Consider the following 17,103-nt stretch of genomic DNA (forward strand, 5'->3'; position numbering starts at 1 on the left):
CATCACACCGCCTCCGCGACGCGCGCCGGTGCCGGGGCGCCGAAGAACAATGCATCCTGCCGGCGGCGCAGCGCCAATAGTTCGGAACCCTCGGGCAGCTCGAGGGCGCCAAAGGTGATGGCCTGCCCACGCGCCACCGGCCGGGCCAGCCGGCAATTCGCCGCGAGGTAGAAGGGCGCGGGCGTATCCTCCGCCAGAGCCGCGCCGGGCACCAGCTCCGCCTGCGTGCCCTCGATCGTGTGATGATGGCCGCCCATCTCCAGCACGCTGCCGGCGGCAAGATCGCGCGTCGCCCGCGCCACGAGATCGAGATGCGGGCGCGGCGCGAGGCCGCCGCCGGAAGCCCCGCGCAGCGCCGCCTCCAGCACGCTGGTCGCCGCCTCGACCCCCAGCAAATGGCGGGGGATGTAGATCATCGCCGTGCGGCCGCTGCGGCTCACCGGATGACCCTTCTCCGCCAGCATCGCCCAGCTGTCCGCATCGGTGCAGCGCACCAGCACAAACACCCCGCCAGCGAAGCTCGCCTCGTCTGGCGCGCGCAGGCAATGAAACACATCGAGCCGCCGCTCGCCGGCGAGCAGGCCGCCCTCCTCCGCGAGCCCCAGCACGGTCGGCACTTCCGGGATGCGGGCGATGGGGGCGTGCAGGTCCGGGCGGTCGGGCGTGAAGCCGGTGGCGTTGGCGACGACGAGCAGCTCGCACAGATCCGGCACCGCCCGCTGCGGCAAGGCGGCAGCCGCAGCGGCACGGGCCGCGACGATGTCCGCCACCGGGCGCTCGCCCAGCGCCCAGGCGTCGCTGAAGCCCGGCGCGGACAGCGTGCGGCCATTGCTGGTGACGAGGCCGCTGGCCGCGTCGAAAGTGAAGTCATATTCGCTCGACTTGCCGGCCGCGATGATCTCCAGCCCCAGCGTCTGCGCCCAGGTGATGAGGCCGATCAGCAGGCTCGGCTGGTCGCCATCCACCGGCGTCGCCACGCGCCCGCGCTCGGCCGCCAGATGCGCCAGCACCGGGCCGATGACGCTGTCCACCTCCTTGGAGACCAAGGCGAGATGGCGCCCGGCCTCGATGGCAAGGCGGGAATGGCGGGCGCCCGCCTCCGGGTGGCCGGTCGCCTCGACGACGACCTCGATGGGCAGATCGAGCACCAAAGCGAGATCATCCGCCGCGATGAAGTCGCCGGCCTCATAGGCGGCTTTGGCCTCGGCGGCACTGCGGCAGATATGGATGCGGCGCGGCGCGATGCCCACCGCCTTGAGCGAGGCGGCGGCAATGTCCGCCTCGCGGTCCACCGCGACGCGCGCCCGCATCATCGGCACGCGCAGGCCCTGCGCCAGGAAGCTGCGGCCAAAGCCGCCCGTGCCGACGATGCAGGTCTCGACCGGCGGGCGCTCAGTGGCGAAATAGCGGTGGAAGTTCATGGCCGTCCCTATGTCACCCGCGCGCGCCGGACTGAGGCGTGAGGCGAATCCCGCGCGGTGTTGGCGTTGCATGCAGCAGGCGACGTCCGGCCTGATGGAAACCGGTCCCCTGCCCTCTCCCAGCGATTTTTGTCGGCAATCAGCCCGCCAAAGGCAGGGCAAGAGCCTTATTCATCGCTTCTTTCCGTCATATTGAATGCAATTATATCGATGCGTCAAGTCGGTGGACGTTAAAAGGCAGATATGGGAGACCTATTGCATGCAACTTGACGATGACGCTCCGGACACCGCCGACGACGTCGCCGCCTCCGCCTTGCCGCGCGGCCGGGCGGCGATGCGGGTGGTCGAGCGCATCCGCGACATGATCATCGCCGGCGAGCTGGCAGCCGGGGCGCGCATCTCCGAGCGCATGCTGACCGAGCGGCTCGGCGTCACCCGCACGCCGCTGCGCGAGGCGTTCAAGATCCTGGAGGCGGAAGGGCTGGTGCGCATCGTGCCCAATCGGGGCGCGGAAGTGGTGGCACTGTCGCTGGCCGAGGTCGAGGCGGCGATCGAGGTGCTGATCGGGCTGGAAAGCGTGGCGGCGGAACTCGCCTGCGCGCGGGCGACGCCGGAAGAGATCGAGGCCATCGCCGGGCTGCACGCCCGCATGCTTGCGTGCCAGACAGCGGGCGACCTGATGGGTTATTTCCACCTCAATCAGGACATCCACCAGCGCATCGTCGATGGCGCGCACAATGCGGCGCTGTCGCGGGTGTACCGCACCGAGAGCGCCCGCATCCGCCGCTACCGCTTCGCCGGCAACCGCTCACCCGAGCGCTGGGCACGGGCGGTGGCGGAACATGCGCAGATCCTCGACGCGCTGCAGCAGCGCGAGGGCGCGCTGCTGCGGGAAATCCTGCGCACCCATCATCTCAAGGGCTGGCAGGTCACCCGCCGGACACTGGAATCCGGCGGGTAATAAGAGGCACCGCGCTCAGGCGGCGATCGGCTTCTTCAGCACGCGCAGCAGGGCGGTGGTGACCAGCGTGCCGGCGACGAGCGCGACGACATAGCCGGCGAGGTGGCTCACCGCATTGGGGATCGGCAGCACGAAGATGCCGCCATGCGGCACGCGCAGCTCAGCGCCCACCGCCATGGAGATGGCGCCCGCCACCGCCGAGCCGATGACCAGCGAGGGGATCACGCGCAGCGGGTCGCGGGCGGCGAAGGGAATGGCGCCCTCCGTCACGAAGGCGAGGCCAAGCACGGAAGCCGCGCTGCGCGCCTCGCGCTCCTCCGGCGTGAAGCGGTTGGGGAAGAGCTGCGCGGCCAGAGCGAGGCCGAGCGGGGGCGTCATGCCGGCGACCATGGCGGCGGCCATCGGCGTGTAGACCTGGCTGGCGATGAGGCCGGTGGCGAAGGTGTAGGCCGCCTTGTTGATCGGCCCGCCCATGTCGAAAGCCATCATGCCGCCGATGATGATGCCGAGGATGATGGCGCTGGTGCCCTGCATGCTGCGCAGCCATTCGGTGACGGCGGCGAGCAGCTGGGCGGCGGGACCACCGACGACGTAGATCATCAGCAGGCCGGTGAGCAGCGTGCCGAGGATCGGCAGGATCAGCACCGGCTTCAGCCCCGCGAGGTTGCGCGGCAGCTTGATGGAGCGGTTGAGGAACTCGGTGCCATAGCCGGCGATGAAGCCGGCGACGATGCCGCCGAGGAAGCCGGCGCCGAGATTGGCCGCCACCATGCCGCCGATCATGCCCGGCGCGAGGCCCGGCCGGTCGGCGATGGAGAAGGCGATATAGCCGGCAAGCACCGGCACCATCAGCGTGAACGCACCCTTGGCGCCGATCTGGAACAGGTCATAGGCCAGCGTGCCCTTATGCGCGTCGTCATAGGCGTAGATGCCGCCGAGCGCGAAGGCGACCGCGATCAGCAGGCCGCCCGCCACCACGAAGGGCAGCATGAAGGACACGCCGGTCATCAGATGCTTGTAGGGGCCGGTCTTCACCGCGCGCTCGGCCTTGGCGGCGGCGGCGGCATCGGCGAGTCTCGCGCCGGGAGCGGCCTGCAGGCGCGCTTCCTCGAAGGCGCGGCGCACGAGGTTCTGCCCGTCGGTGATGGCCGGCTTGGTCGGCGTCTGGAAGACGCGCTTGCCGCCGAAGCGGGAGAGTTCCACCACCTTGTCGGCGGCGATGATGACGAGATCGGCGGCGGCGATTTCCTCGTCCGTCAGCGCGTCCTGCGCGCCGACGGAGCCCTGCGTCTCCACGCGGATGGAGTGGCCGAGCGCCTTGGCGGCGTTCTGCAGGCCCTCGGCCGCCATGAAGGTGTGGGCGATGCCGGTCGGGCAGGAGGTGATGGCGACGATCTTCTTCGGGCCGCTCGCCGCCGGCGATGCGGCGGGGGCGGCCGCCGGGGCGGGTGCAGCGCTCGCGACGGGGGCGCTCGCGGCGGCCGCCGCCAGACGGGCGAGGACGCCGCCGGCATCGGCCAGCACGTTCGCCACGCTGTCGGTGAGGCGCGGCAGGGCGCCGAAGCGGCTCTCGTCGAGATCGCCATTACCGACCAGCAGCACCGCGCTCGCGGCAGTGATCTCGCTGGCCGAGAGCCGGGCGGGCGTGCCGCGCAGCTCGACCACCAGCGCCTGGCCGAGGCTGCGCGCGGCCTTGCGCAGCGCCTCGGCGGCGAGGGTGGCGTGAACGGTCGTCTCCTGCGCGCCGATCACGGCGATCAAGGCTGTCATGATGTCCTCCCCTGCGGGCTTTTGCCCGTGTTCCGTCGGGTCTGTGCCCGGTGCGGCGATGATGGATGTGGGTTCAGGCGATGGCGGCGTGCGCGGCCGCCCAGATGGCGGCCGGCTGGATGGCGACGGCGGCGGCGATGGTCTCGATCACCGTGGCGGCCGGCAGGTTGGCGCCGGGCAGGCCGAGCTTGCCCACCGCGAAGGCGGTGCCGAGCCGGGCGAGGCCCTCAAGGCTGCGCCCCTCATGCAGCCCGGCGACGAGACCGGCGACCATGGCGTCCCCGGCCCCGACCGAGCTGCCGCCGGTGACTTCAGGCGCCATGGCGTGCAGGGCCTCGTCGGCGCTGACGAACAGAGCGCCATCGGCGCCGAGCGAGACCACGACATAAGTGATGCCGGCGGCGCAGAGCCTCTTCGCCACGGCGAGCAGGTCGGCGCGATCATCGAGCGGGCGACCCGCCCAGACTTCCAGCTCGCGCCGGTTCGGCTTGACGAGGGTGGGCGGCGTGCCGGCCAGCGCATGGGTGAGCGGCAGGCCGCTGGTGTCGAGCACCACGCGGGCGCCCTCCCCGCGCAGGCGCGCGACAAGGCGGGCATAGATGTCCGGCGGCGCCCCTTCCGGCAGGCTGCCGGAGAGCACGACCAGCCCGTCCGGCCGGGCGAGGCGGGTGAGATCGGCCTCGACCTCGGCCAGCGCGCTGGTCTCGGCCGGGAAGCCCGGCAGGTTCACATCCGTGGTCTCGCCGCTGCTGCGATCGAGCAGCTTGATGTTGGTGCGGGTCTCGCCCGGCACACGGCGGAAGCGGTCGGCGATGGATTTGGCGGCGAACAGCGCCTCGAAGGGCGCGGCATTGGCGGCGCCGAGCAGGCCGGCGGCGGCGACCTTCAGCCCCCAATCGGCGAGGCAGGCGGCGACGTTCACCCCCTTGCCGCCGGCGTCATAGCGCACGGCGCTCGCGCGATGGACATGGCCGGGGGCGAGATGCTCCACCGTCACCGTCTGGTCGATAGCGGGGTTCAGCGTGAGGGTAACGATGTCGGGCGCGGCGGCGGGGCTCATGCGTGCCCCCCGTCCAGCGCGCGCACCTCCTCGCCGCTCTCGCAGGCCAGCGCCTTTTCCGCCAGCGCGGCAAGGTCGCTCATGGAGGCGGCGCGCAGCCGCGCCTTGACGCCGGGCACCTCGCGCGGGGTCATGGAAAGCTCGCTACAGCCGAGCCCCGCCAGCAGCGCCGCCCCGAAGGGCTCGCCGGCGATGCCGCCGCACACGCCGACCCAGCGGCCATGCACGCGGGCGCCATCCACCGTCGCCTTGATGAGGCGCAGCACCGCCGGATGGAGGCTGTCGACCTCCTGCGCCAGCTGCGGGTTCTGCCGGTCGATGGCGAGGGTGTACTGGGTGAGATCGTTGGTGCCGATGGAGAAGAAGTCGGCATGCGCCGCCAGCGATTCCGCCTGGATGGCGGCGGCCGGCACCTCGATCATGATGCCGAGCGGCACGGTCGGGGCGTCCAGTTCCTCGCGGATGCGCTCGCTGATCTGGCGCAAAGCGAGAAGTTCGCCGAGCGAGGTAATCATCGGGAACATGATGAGGATCTCGGCGCCGTCCTTCGCCGCGCGGTAGAGGGCGCGCAGCTGCGGCTCCAGCAAATCCGGCCGGCGCAGCAGCAGGCGCGCGCCGCGCACGCCGAGGAACGGGTTTTCCTCATGCGGCAGGTTGAGATGGGCCACCTGCTTGTCGCCGCCAATATCGAGCGTGCGAACGATGAGCTGGCGCCCGCCCAGCCCCTGCGACATGGCGCGGTAGATCTCGTACTGCTCGTCCTCGCTCGGCGTGGCGCTGCGCTCGAGGAACAGGAACTCGGTGCGCATCAGCCCGACGCCTTCCGCGCCCTGCGCGAGCGCGAAGGCCGCCTGATCCGGCAGGTTGATATTGGCGCCGATGCTGATCTCGGTGCCATCGGTGGTGCGGGCCGGCAGCGCGCGGGCTTCTTCCTCGCGGGCGCGCTCGGCGGCGCGGGCGGCGTCAAAAGCCCGGGCCGAGGCGAGCGCTTCCGCGTCCGGCTGGAGATAGAGCCGGCCGGCGCTGCCATCGAGAATGGCCGGCGTGCCGGAGGGCAGATCGAGCAGCGCCGCCCCGCCGCCGACCAGCGCGGGCACGCCGAGCGTGCGGGCGAGGATGGCGGTGTGCGAGGTCGGCCCACCCTGCGCGGTGGCGATGCCGACGACGCGCGCCGGATCGAGTCCCGCCGTGTCGGAGGGCGACAGATCCGCGGCAACGAGGATGCAGGGCTCGTCCGGCAGGTCGCGCAGCGAGCCCGCCTTCAGCGCCGGATCGATATGGCCGAGCACGCGCTGGCCGACATCGCGCAGATCGGACGCGCGGGCGGCGAGCACGGGATTGCCGACGCCGGCGAGTTCTTCCGCCACCTGCTCGATGACGGCGTGCCAGGCGAAGGCGACGCCATGGCCATCGACCATGAGCTGGCAGGTCCGGGTGATGAGGTCGGAATCGCCCAGCAATTCGGCCTGCGCCTTGAAGATGCCGGCATCCGTCGCGCCGAGGCGGCGGGCGGTGTCATCGGCCAGCGCCTGAAGCTGCTGGCGGGTGTGGGTCAGCGCCTCCTGGAGAAGCGCCGCGCCCTCGGTCAGGGCGACCGGGCGGTCGGGGATCTCGGTCGCGCTGGCGGCGATGACATGAAGGGGAGCGATGGCGAGGCCGGGTGCGGCGGGGGCGCCGCTAAGGGCGGAAAGCCCCGCCGGCGGCGTCCAGCCGGCGCGCGCGGCCTGCTTGGCGCGGCTGGCGGCCAGCGCCGCATCGGCCTTTTCCTGCGCGCTGAGGCTGATGATGGTGGCGCGCAGCGCGGCGAGCGCCGCCTCGGCGTCCGTGCCCTCGGCGGAAATGGTCACGCTCTCGCCGGCGCGCAGGCCGAGCTGGAGCAGCGCGATGAGGTTCTTCGGGTCGGCGGCCACCCCGCCATTGCGCACCCGCAGCTGCGCGCCGAAACGGCGGGCGGTCTCCACCCAGGCGCTCGCGGGGCGGGCATGCAGGCCCGTGGGGTAATCCACCGTCCAGTCGAAGGAGGTGGCGAGATCGGTGGCGGCCTGCGCCGGAGCAGCCTGCGCGGGCTCGTCAGAGCCGAGCGCATGGGCGATCAGCGTGGCATCGTCCGTGGTGGCGAGGCGGGCGAGCAGCTCGCTGTCCTGCAACAGCCGGGTCAGGCGGCGCAGCACGGTGATGTGCGTATCGGACTGGGCGGCAATGGCGACGACGAGATGGGCGGTCTGCCCGTCATTCCACGTCACGCCCGCGGGCGCCTGAAGGATGGCGAGGCCGTTCTTGTGGACGAGATGGCGATCCTCGCCGAGCCCGTGCGGGATGGCGACGCCATGGCCGAGGAAGGTGTTCGCGACCGCCTCGCGCCGCGCCATGCTCTGGGCATAGCCGGCCTCGACATAGCCGGCGGCGACCAGCATTTGCGCGGCCTCGGCAATGGCGGCGTCCTTGTCGGCCGGACGGGCACCGAGGCGAATCATGGTGATCGGCAGCAGCTCACTGCCGGCGGGCGACATCATTCGGGCGGCGGCGATGGACATTTGTCATCCTCCCAGAATTTTCTTTGCGTGAAGTGGTATCGTTTCCACAACGCTTGTCAAAAGGATTCTGGGCAATTTTCGCTGTCATAAGTCGGATTCACAGGAGTCTGATCGCTTGATCGCCGGCTCAATCAGCCTAGGATAATGGGCCTTCAGTGAAATCGTTCTCAAGTGATGACCGCCAATATCAAGGACGTGGCCCGGCTGGCGGGCGTCTCGGTGTCCACCGTCTCGCGTGCTCTGGGTAAGGGGCCGGTGAGCGCGGAAGTGCGCCGGCAGGTCGAGGCGGCGGTGAAGGCTACCGGCTATCGCCCCAACCTCTCCGCCCGGCGCCTGCGCTCGCAGCGCAGCCAGACCATCGGCCTGATCGTCGCCGACATCCGCAACCCGTTCTTCACGGCGGTCAGCCGCGCGGTGGAGGACGCCGCCTATGGCGCGGGGATGCGGGTCATCCTGTGCAATACCGGCGAGGATCCCGAGCGCGAGGCGCTCTATCTGCGGCTGATGCAGGAAGAGCGGGTGACCGGGCTGATCTTCGCCCCCACCCGCGCGACCATTGGCGGGCTGCGGGCGCAGAATTTCGACTACCCGGTGGTGCTGATCGACCGCGCCGCCGCCTCCGGCGAGTTCGACACGGTGGTGCTGGACAATCGCGGCGCCAGCGCCCGGCTGGTGGATCACCTCGCCGAGCGCGGCTACCGGCGCATTGGCGGGCTGTTCGGTTCGACCAGCACGACGGGCCTCGAACGTGAGGCGGGCTATGTCGCGGCGATGAGCGCGCGCGGGCTCGTCCCGCAGGCGCGGATGATCACCCCGCTGGCGCAATCAGCCGAGGACGCCGCCGTCGCCTGGCTCGGCGAGACCGAGCGGCCGGACGCCATCATCGTCAGCAACGGGCTGTTCCTGCTCGGCCTGTGCCGCGCCGCGCGCCGGCTCGGCCTCTCCATCCCGCGCGACCTCGCCATTGCCGGCTTCGACAATGAGGCGTGGACCGAACTCGTCGAGCCCGGCCTCACGGTGATCGAGCAGCCGGTCGAGACCTTCGGGCGCGAGGCGATGGCGCTGCTGTTCCAGCGCCTGAAGGCGCCCACCGCGCCGACGCGCACCATCCTGCTCGCCGGCACGCTGATCGAGCGCGGCTCGACCCACGCCCGCCCCTGAGCGGAGCGTTGAGTGTTTCGGTCAGACCTGACCGAGATCCTCATAGCTGGCGTGCAGCGCCCAGTCGGCCGGGCTGAAGCGGTCGCGGGCGAAATTGTGCTGGTGCCAATAGGGGTAGAGATAGGCCGGCCGGCTGACCTGGTTCATCCGCTCCAGTTCCTCGGCCGTCAGCTCCAGATCGACGGCGGCGATGTTGTCGCGGAAATGGCTCTCCTGCGTGCCGCCGACCACCAGCGAGGCGATGCCGGGCCGCGACAGCGTCCAGGCGATGGAGACCTGCGCGGCGGTGACGCCGCGCGCCGCCGCGATGTCGTTCAGCACATCGACGATGGACCACAGCCGCTCGGCATCGCGGATCGGCGGCTCGGTCCAGCCGGCGGCCTGCCGGGAATCGGTGGGGAACTTGTCGCGGGCGAAGGCGCCGGAGAGAAGGCCGGCCGCCAGCGGGCTCCACACCATCACGCCGACGCCCTGATCGACGGCGATCGGCAGCAGCTCATATTCCGCCTCACGCGCCTCCAGCGTGTAGTGGATCTGCTGGGTGACGAAGCGCGGCAGCCTCGATGCCTCGGCGATGCCGAGCGCCTTCATCACATGCCAGCCGGAATAGTTGGAGCAGCCGATATAGCGGATCTTGCCCGCGCGCATCAGCGCGTCGAGGGCCGAGAGCATCTCCTCCAGCGGGGTGATGCCGTCCCATTCGTGCAGGAAATAGATGTCGATATGGTCGGTGCGCAGGCGCTTCAGGCTGCGCTCGCATTCGCGGATGAGGTGATAGCGCGAGACGCCCTCGTCATTGGGGCCATCGCCGATGCGCATCCGCGCCTTGGAGGAGATCAGCACCCGGTCGCGCCGCCCTTCCAGCACCTCGCCGACGATCTCCTCCGAGCGGCCGAGCGAGTACATATTGGCGGTGTCGATGACGTTGATGCCGCCATCAAGGCAGGTATCGACCAGCCGGCGCGCTTCCGGCACGCCATGATTGGCCACCTTGGCGAAGGCGCCGACCCCGCCAAAGGAGAAGGTGCCCATGGAGAGCGCGGAAACCTTGAGGCCGGAGCGGCCGAGCGTGCGGTATTTCATCTGGCGTCTCCCGGTGTTTTTGTCAGTGCGGCCGTTCAGACCGGAGGCGAGGTCAGCGCGGCGGCGACGGCGGCGATGCCGGGCGCCGGGCTGGTGAGCACGGGCACGGCACCCTCATGTCCCACCAGCGCATTGGCCATCGAGGCCTGCGCCAGCACGACGAGATCGACCTGCGGGGTGAGCGCGGCGAAACCGGCCTGCACCATCGAGTCATGCCCGGCACGGTCGCCGGCGGCGAGGCGGGCAAAGGCGCCCTCGCACAGACGCTCGGTCACCTCGACGGAACGGCCGGCGTCGCGGGCCGTGTCGCGGATGAGCCGGCCGGTCGGGCCGAGCGTCGTCGGCAGCGTGGCAAGCACGCCGATGCGCCGCGCCCGCTGCACGGCGATCTCGGCCATGCCGCGGTCGATGCGGAACACCGGCACGTTGAGACGGGTCGCCAGCGCGTCCACCGCCTCGCCAAGCGTCGAGCAGGTGACGAGGATGGCGTCGGCCTCCCGGCTGGCCGTGGTCAGATGCTGCGCCAGCCGCGCCTTGGTCGCCTCCGTCAGGCGGCCCTCGCGAATGGTTTCCGCCAGCAGGCTTTCATCGACGATGTCGGTGAAGCCCCAGCCCGGCAGCGTCGCCTCGAGGCGCGGGCGCAGCGCCTGCGCCAGGGCCGGGACGGTGTGGAGCACGGCGAGACGGTGGCTGGGATTGCTCATCGGGAACCTGAGGCGGTTTCAGCGATGCCGCGCCGGCGCACCGCCGTCGGCATCGGGCGCGGATCGGCCGGGCCCCGGTCGCTCAGCCGCGCCACCAGCCGGGCGCCCACCATGATCTTCACCGGCGGGGGCGGCTCGGCGGCGTGGATGAGATCGTCCAGCACGGTAACGGCGAGATTGCCGATCTTGCGCTTCGACACGTCGATGCTGGTGAGCGCCGGGTCCATGGTCGCGCCGACCGGCAGATTGTCGAAGCCGACCACGCCGACATCCTCGGGAATGCGGATGCCGAACTCGCGCAGCGCCTTGATGAAGCCATAGGCGATCACGTCATTCGTGCAGAAATAGGCGTCCGCCAGCGCGATGCCGCGCGTCAGCGCCGCCACCGCATCGGCATAGGCGCCGTCGAGGGTGGATTCGACAGCGAGGATGTGGGCGGGGTCCACGGGGACGCCGAGGCGCGCCATGTTGCGGTGGAACGCCTCCTGCCGCAGCCGGAAATTGGTCGTGTCGACCGGGCTGGCGACGAAGCCGAGGCGCTGGAACCCCTGCTGGCGCAGCCGCGCCAGCACCTGATGGACCGCGTCCTCATTGTTCATGTTGACGAAATTCGCCTCGATCACATCGAAGAACGTGTCGATGAACACGATGGGCCGGCCGACGCCCTGCAGCACGCGAATATCGGTCTCCGACATTTCCGTGCCGAGCGCGATCACCCCGCTGGCCGGGGCGGAGGCGAGGCTTTCGGCAATGGCGCTCGCGCTCTGGCCCTCATGGGTGACGACTTCCAGCGTGTAGCCCCGACGCGTCGCCTCGGCCGACATGCCGTCGATATAATCGGAGATGAAGACGTTGTGGTCGCGGTTCACCGTGTGGCCGTGGCGGGCGATCTTCAGGAAGCGGATCGTCCCGGCGCCGTCCGTGCGCGGCTTCACCGGCCCCGACCGCACGAGGCGCGGCACATAGTTCAGCCGGGCGGCGGCCTCCAGCACGCGGGTGCGCGTATCCGCCGAGATCTCGCCCTTGCCGTTGAGGACGAGCGACACCGTGGCCGGCGAAACCCCCGCGGCCGTGGCGATGTCCCGGATGGTGAAGGACTTGCGGGTCATGATCGGGCGTCTGTCCTCCGGGCCCTACGCGGCTGAACGCGCATTTTGTTTAGTAAACATTGAAGCCCTTTTACGAGGGGTAAGCCAAAAACTCAGGTGGCGCAACAGCCTTCCACGCCCGAGCCGAGTCACCGCCGACACCACCGCCCTCCGATACCCCCGAGGGCGAGGCGCCCGCCAGGCGACCACAACCCACTTTGCCACCCTGCAACCGCCGCGCCAGCCGGAATCGGTGAGAAAGGCTGACCTATCAAGCGTTTTTAGACCCGAAAGGACGCTCGAAGGATGGGCACGCCTCTCAATCGGGCAACAGGCAGGCCTCAGACAGCGCGACCGGCGGAGCCCTGACGCGCTCGCCGCGAACGTGAACGACCGCCCCCAGAAGGCGGCTTGCGCGGCTCGAAAGCCTTTGCTACGGATTTAGTGAAGCGGGACATATTTTACTAAATCGATCCTGCACCGAACCAGTGAGACAACTCCCCGGGAGGAGGCCATGAGGACAACCAGCGGCCAGTTGGTCATGCTCGTCGTCATCAATGCGGCGCTGCTTGCCCTCGGCGCGGCCATTTCCGGCGGCACCTTCCTCTCCCCGTTCAACCTGCAATCCATGGCCGGGCAACTGCCCGAGATCGGCCTGCTCGCCATCGGCGTGATGCTGGCCATGTGCGCGGGCAATGGCGGCATCGACCTGTCGGGCATCGCCCTCGCCAATCTCTCCGGCGTCGCCTCCGCCGTGCTGGTCGGCTCCGTCCTGTCGAGCACCGACAGCGAGACCGCCTTCTCGCTCGCCTTCATCGCCGGGGCGCTGGCGATCGGCCTCATCGGCGGGACCATCAACGGCCTGCTGATCAGCCGGATGAACATCACCCCGATCCTGTGCACGCTCGGCACGCAGATGCTGTTCACCGGCGTCGCCGTGGTGGTGTCGGATGGCCGGGCGGTGGCGGTCGGCAGCCCGGAGCTGCTGTCCGAGATCGGCAACGGGCTCGTCTTCGGTGTGCCCTACAGCTTCCTGATCTTCGTCGGCGTCGCCGGGCTGATCGCCGCGGCGCTCAAATTCACGCCGTTCGGCCTGTGGCTGATGCTGATGGGCACTAATCCGAAGGCGGCGGCCTATGCCGGCTTTCCCAAGACCGGCGTGCTGATAGCGACCTATGCCACCAGCGGCCTGCTCTCGGGCCTCGCCGGCATCATCATCGCGGCGCGCAACGTCAACGTGAAATGGGACTACGGCACGTCCTATCTGCTGATCGCCATCCTCATCGCGGTCATGGCCGGCGTGCGCCCCGAGGGCGGCTATGGCCGGGTGATCTGCGTGGTCATGGCGACCATCGCGCTCCAGCTCATGTCCAGCATGCTGAATTTCGGCGGGCTGTCGAACTTCGTCCGCGACTTCGCCTGGGGCGCGCTGCTTCTGACCTTCCTGGCGGTCGGCCGCTACAACGTGGTCGGCCTGCTGACCCCCAACAAGAGCAAGAAGCTCGTGTGATGCGAACCCCTCACGCATCGAAACGGATCATGAGGGTGACAACAATAATGGAGGAATCTATGGGAGCTCTCTCGAAGAAGGTGCTGCTCGGCTCCGCCGTGGCGCTCGCCCTCGTGGCCGGCTCGGCCGGCGCGCTGATGGCGCAGAACAAGCCGGTCATCGCCACCGTGGTGAAGATCAGCGGCATTCCGTGGTTCGACCGCATGGAAACCGGCGTCAAGCAGTTCCAGAAGGACAACCCGGACGTCGTCGCCACCCAGTATGGCCCGGCCACCGCCGACGCGGCCCAGCAGCTTCAGATCGTCAACGATCTCGTCGCCAAGGGCGTGAACGGCCTCGCCGTGGTGCCGATGGACCCGTCCGTGCTCGAAGGCACGCTGAAGCGCGCCATGGACCGCGGGATCATCGTCGTCACCCATGAGGCCGACAACCAGAAGAACACCCACGCCGATGTCGAGGCCTTCGACAATGCCGATTACGGCCGCGCGCTGAATGAGCGCCTCGCCACCTGCATGGGCGGCAAGGGCAAGTGGACCACCTTCGTCGGCTCGGTCGGCAGCCGCACCCACATGCAGTGGGTCGGCGCGGGCGAGGCCAATGCCAAGTCCAAGCACCCGGACATGGTTCTGGTGGACGCCAATAACGAGTCCTTCGACGACGCCAACGCCACCTATGAGAAGGCCAAGGAAATCCTGCGCAAGCACCCGGACATCAAGGGCTTCCAGACCTCGGCCGGCAATGACGTGCTCGGCGTCGGCCGCGCCATCGACGAGGCCGGCCTCTCCGGTAAGGTGTGCCTGGTCGGCACCGGCCTGCCCAACCCTTCGGCCGACCTGCTGGAGTCCGGCGCCATCACCGCCATCGGCTTCTGGGATCCGCAGAAGGCCGGCATGGCGATGAACTCGGTCGCCAAGAGCCTGATCGCCGGCAAGAAGATCGAGGACGGCGCCAATCTCGGCGTGCCTGGCTATGAGAAGGTGAAGGTCACCAAGGGTCCGGGCGTCGGCGTGCTGATCATCGGCAACGGCATGGTCCTGGCCGACAAGGCGAACTACAAGGAATACCTCTTCTGATCGCCTAGACCGACCGGCCGGGGAGCGTGATCGCGCGCTCCCCGCGCCATCTCCCGTGCCCTCCGCCCGCGCCGCTGGCGCGCGCCGCACCCGGTGTCAGGGAAATCCCCGTGTCCCACGCTTCCACCGCCCCCGTCCGGTCTGCCGATCCCGCGCGACCCTTTCTGGAGCTGCGCGGCATCCACAAGCGTTTCGGCGGCGTCCACGCGCTGCGCGGCGTCGGCTTCACCATCCGTCCGGGCGAGGCCTATCACCTGCTCGGCGAGAATGGCTGCGGCAAGAGCACCGTCATCAAGATCATGTCCGGGGCGCACGCCCCCGATGAGGGCGAGATCATCCTCGACGGGCGCAGCTACCGCGCGCTGAACCCGATCCAGTCGCTCGCCGCCGGCATCGAGACCGTCTATCAAGACCTGTCGCTGCTGCCCAACCTCACCGTCGCCGAGAATGTCGCGCTGAACGAGCAGCTCGTGGCCAGCGGCGGGCGCCTCGCGCGGCTGTTCGACCGCACGCGCCTGCGCCAGACCGCCGAGGCGGCGCTGGCCCGCGTCGGCCTGCCGACCGCGCGGACCTATCTCTCCACCATCGTCTCCGACCTGCCGCTTGCCCAGCGCCAGCTCGTCGCCATCGCCCGCGCCATCGCCACCCAGGCGAAGATGGTCATCATGGACGAGCCGACGACCTCGCTGACGCGCCGCGAGGTGGACAATCTCATCCTCGTGGTCGAGCGCCTGCGCGCGGAGGGCGTGGCGGTGCTGTTCGTCACCCACAAGCTCGACGAGTGCTACCGCATCGGCGGCCACGCCATCGTGTTCCGCGACGGGCAATGCGTCGCGCAGGGCCCGCTCGCCGATTACAGCAAGCACGACCTCGCCGAGCTGATGACCGGCCGGCAGATCGACGCCGCGCGCTACCGCACCGGTGCGCCCGGCACCGAGGAGCTCTTCGCCGCCGAGGGGCTGGCGCTGCCGCCCAATCTCGGCCGGGTGAGCTTCACCGTCCGCAAGGGCGAGATCCTCGGCATCACCGGCCTCGCCGATTCCGGCCGCAACGAGCTCGCCACCGCCATGGCCGGCGTCACCCCGGCGAGCGAGGGGCGCATCCGCATCGACGGCAGGGCCGAGACCATCGGCCACCCCGCCCACGCCATCCGCCTCGGCATCGGCTATGTGCCGGAGGACCGCCTCGCGGAAGGGCTGTTCCTCGACAAGTCGATCTTCGAGAACGAGATCGCCCTCGTCGTGCGCGACCTCGCCAACGGGCTCGGCATCGTCGATACGGCGAAGGGCCGGGCGCTGGCCGACCAGATCGCGCAGGACATGCGCCTCAACACCCGCAATATCGACCTGCCGGTCAGCTCCCTCTCGGGCGGCAACCAGCAGCGCGTGCTGATCGGCCGCTGGCTGTCGATCAAGCCGAAGCTGCTGGTGCTGCACGGGCCCACGGTGGGCGTCGATGTCGGCTCGAAGGACACGATCTACCGGGTGATCCAGCAGCTCGCGGAGGCCGGCATGGGCCTCGTAATCATCAGCGACGACCTGCCCGAGCTGCTGCAGAACTGCGACCGCATCCTCGTCATGAACGCCGGCAGCATCGTCGCCGATTTCGACGCGACCGCGACCGACGAGGACCAGATTTATCAGGCCATGCTGGCGTCGAAGCCCGGCCTTGCGACAGAGGCCGCCCGATGAGCGCGATCCACCTTCAAGAGGGCGGCGCCACGGCCCCGCGCATCAACCCGCTGATCGAGCTGGTGCGCCGCCGGCCGGAGATCATCACCTTCATTCTTCTGGTGGCGATCTGCGTCACCGTCTCCCTGCTCAATCCTGCCTTCCTCCAGCCCTCCTCGCTGGTCGACATCGGCCGCGCCAGCGTGGTGATGGGGCTGTTCGCGCTCGGCGTGTTCATCATCCTGGCGGCCGGAGGCATCGACGTGTCCTTCACCGCCATCGCCGCCTTCACCATGTATTCGATGACGCTCCTGGTGAAGAACCACCTGCCGGACCTGCCGATCGCGGTCATCCTGCCGCTCTCGGTACTCGGCGGGGCGCTGCTGGGCGTGGTGAACGGGCTGCTGGTGCATCACCTCAAAGTGCCCTCGCTGATCGTCACCATCGGCACGCAATATCTGTTTCGCGGCATCCTGCTCGCCTTCATCGGCACGGTCTGGATCATGTCGCTGCCGCCGCAGATGGGCGCCTTTGGCCGGATGCCGCTGTTCCAGTTCGAGTCGGGCGATGGGCGCACCATCACCATGCCGTTCTACTTCCTCGTCCTGCCGGCGGCGGCGCTGCTGACCTGGTGGATGCTGAACCGCACGCTGATGGGCCGCGCCATCTTCGCGCTGGGCGGCAATGCGAGCGTGGCCGAGCGGCTCGGCTACAGCCTGAAAACCATCCATATTTTCATGTTCGCCTATGCGGGCGGCCTCGCGGGGCTCGCCGGCATCATCCACACCTGCGCCAACCGGCAGTCCAACCCGTTCGACCTCGTCGGCAGCGAGATCAACGTGATCGCCGCCGTGGTGCTGGGCGGCGCCCGCATCACCGGCGGCACCGGCTCGGTGATCGGCACGCTGCTGGGCGTGCTGCTGGTGGTCGTCGTCAACAGCGTGCTGGTGATGGTGGGCATTCCCTCCACCTGGCAGCGCGTGGTGGTCGGCGCCTTCATCCTGCTCGCCGCCGCTTTCTTCATGTTCTGCCAGAAGAAATCCTGAACGTCCCCGCGCCCCCATTCGA

Annotated in this window: 13 protein-coding genes; 6 read left to right on the forward strand and 7 right to left on the reverse strand. The window is 69.5% G+C overall.

Translation table 11 applies throughout. From position 1 onward, the window contains the following. Positions 1 to 2 precede the first annotated feature (2 nt). The gene (locus tag OU996_RS00405; RefSeq protein ID WP_267583717.1) at positions 3 to 1,421 is read right to left on the reverse strand and encodes an NAD(P)H-dependent oxidoreductase; all 1,419 of its coding nucleotides are present in this window, start codon (positions 1,419 to 1,421) and stop codon (positions 3 to 5) included. Between the two features lie 259 nt (positions 1,422 to 1,680). On the opposite strand from OU996_RS00405, the gene OU996_RS00410 reads away from it, so the two are divergent. Continuing rightward, positions 1,681 to 2,382, forward strand: a complete 702-nt coding sequence (locus OU996_RS00410) for a GntR family transcriptional regulator (protein WP_267583718.1) — start codon at positions 1,681 to 1,683, stop codon at positions 2,380 to 2,382. A gap of 15 nt (positions 2,383 to 2,397) precedes the next feature. Here OU996_RS00410 and OU996_RS00415 read toward each other — a convergent pair whose 3' ends face one another. From OU996_RS00415 to ptsP, 3 genes are all read right to left on the reverse strand, one after another. Continuing rightward, positions 2,398 to 4,152: a fructose-specific PTS transporter subunit EIIC gene (locus OU996_RS00415; protein ID WP_267583719.1), complete on the reverse strand. Its 1,755-nt coding sequence runs from the start codon at positions 4,150 to 4,152 to the stop codon at positions 2,398 to 2,400. A 73-nt stretch (positions 4,153 to 4,225) separates the two neighbouring features. Next, the gene (gene pfkB / locus OU996_RS00420) at positions 4,226 to 5,212 is read right to left on the reverse strand and encodes a 1-phosphofructokinase (protein WP_267583720.1); all 987 of its coding nucleotides are present in this window, start codon (positions 5,210 to 5,212) and stop codon (positions 4,226 to 4,228) included. Next, positions 5,209 to 7,746, reverse strand: coding sequence for a phosphoenolpyruvate--protein phosphotransferase (gene ptsP, locus OU996_RS00425; protein ID WP_267583721.1), 2,538 nt, complete (start codon positions 7,744 to 7,746; stop codon positions 5,209 to 5,211). Before ptsP ends, pfkB begins: the two co-directional genes overlap by 4 nt. Before the next feature lie 174 nt (positions 7,747 to 7,920). Between ptsP and OU996_RS00430 the strand changes: the two genes are divergently transcribed. Then, a complete protein-coding gene (locus OU996_RS00430; RefSeq protein ID WP_267583722.1) occupies positions 7,921 to 8,907 on the forward strand; it encodes a LacI family DNA-binding transcriptional regulator in 987 nt (328 codons plus the stop codon). 21 nt (positions 8,908 to 8,928) lie between these two features. Here the strand turns inward: OU996_RS00430 and OU996_RS00435 are convergent, their stop codons facing one another. The 3 genes from OU996_RS00435 to OU996_RS00445 are packed head-to-tail and all read right to left on the reverse strand — an operon-like array spanning position 8,929 to position 11,803. Beyond that, the gene (locus OU996_RS00435; protein WP_267583723.1) at positions 8,929 to 9,990 is read right to left on the reverse strand and encodes an aldo/keto reductase; all 1,062 of its coding nucleotides are present in this window, start codon (positions 9,988 to 9,990) and stop codon (positions 8,929 to 8,931) included. 35 nt (positions 9,991 to 10,025) lie between these two features. Then, positions 10,026 to 10,694, reverse strand: a complete 669-nt coding sequence (locus tag OU996_RS00440) for an aspartate/glutamate racemase family protein (RefSeq protein WP_267583724.1) — start codon at positions 10,692 to 10,694, stop codon at positions 10,026 to 10,028. Continuing rightward, entirely contained in the window at positions 10,691 to 11,803 is a 1,113-nt protein-coding gene (locus OU996_RS00445) for a LacI family DNA-binding transcriptional regulator (RefSeq protein WP_267583725.1), read from the reverse strand. The genes OU996_RS00440 and OU996_RS00445 overlap by 4 nt, the downstream gene beginning before the upstream one ends. Before the next feature lie 493 nt (positions 11,804 to 12,296). Here OU996_RS00445 and OU996_RS00450 point away from each other — a divergent pair, with 493 nt between their 5' ends. From OU996_RS00450 to OU996_RS00465, 4 genes are all read left to right on the forward strand, one after another. Beyond that, on the forward strand, positions 12,297 to 13,292 hold the full coding sequence (locus tag OU996_RS00450) for an ABC transporter permease (protein WP_267583726.1): 996 nt from the start codon (positions 12,297 to 12,299) through the stop codon (positions 13,290 to 13,292). A 59-nt stretch (positions 13,293 to 13,351) separates the two neighbouring features. Continuing rightward, positions 13,352 to 14,365: a substrate-binding domain-containing protein gene (locus OU996_RS00455; protein WP_267583727.1), complete on the forward strand. Its 1,014-nt coding sequence runs from the start codon at positions 13,352 to 13,354 to the stop codon at positions 14,363 to 14,365. 110 nt (positions 14,366 to 14,475) lie between these two features. Beyond that, complete coding sequence (locus OU996_RS00460; protein ID WP_267583728.1) at positions 14,476 to 16,056, forward strand: sugar ABC transporter ATP-binding protein; 1,581 nt, start codon at positions 14,476 to 14,478, stop codon at positions 16,054 to 16,056. Then, positions 16,053 to 17,081: an ABC transporter permease gene (locus OU996_RS00465; protein WP_267583729.1), complete on the forward strand. Its 1,029-nt coding sequence runs from the start codon at positions 16,053 to 16,055 to the stop codon at positions 17,079 to 17,081. The genes OU996_RS00460 and OU996_RS00465 overlap by 4 nt, the downstream gene beginning before the upstream one ends. Positions 17,082 to 17,103: the final 22 nt, after the last annotated feature.

It is taken from the genome of Ancylobacter sp. SL191 (assembly GCF_026625645.1).
In the GTDB taxonomy this organism is placed as follows: domain Bacteria; phylum Pseudomonadota; class Alphaproteobacteria; order Rhizobiales; family Xanthobacteraceae; genus Ancylobacter.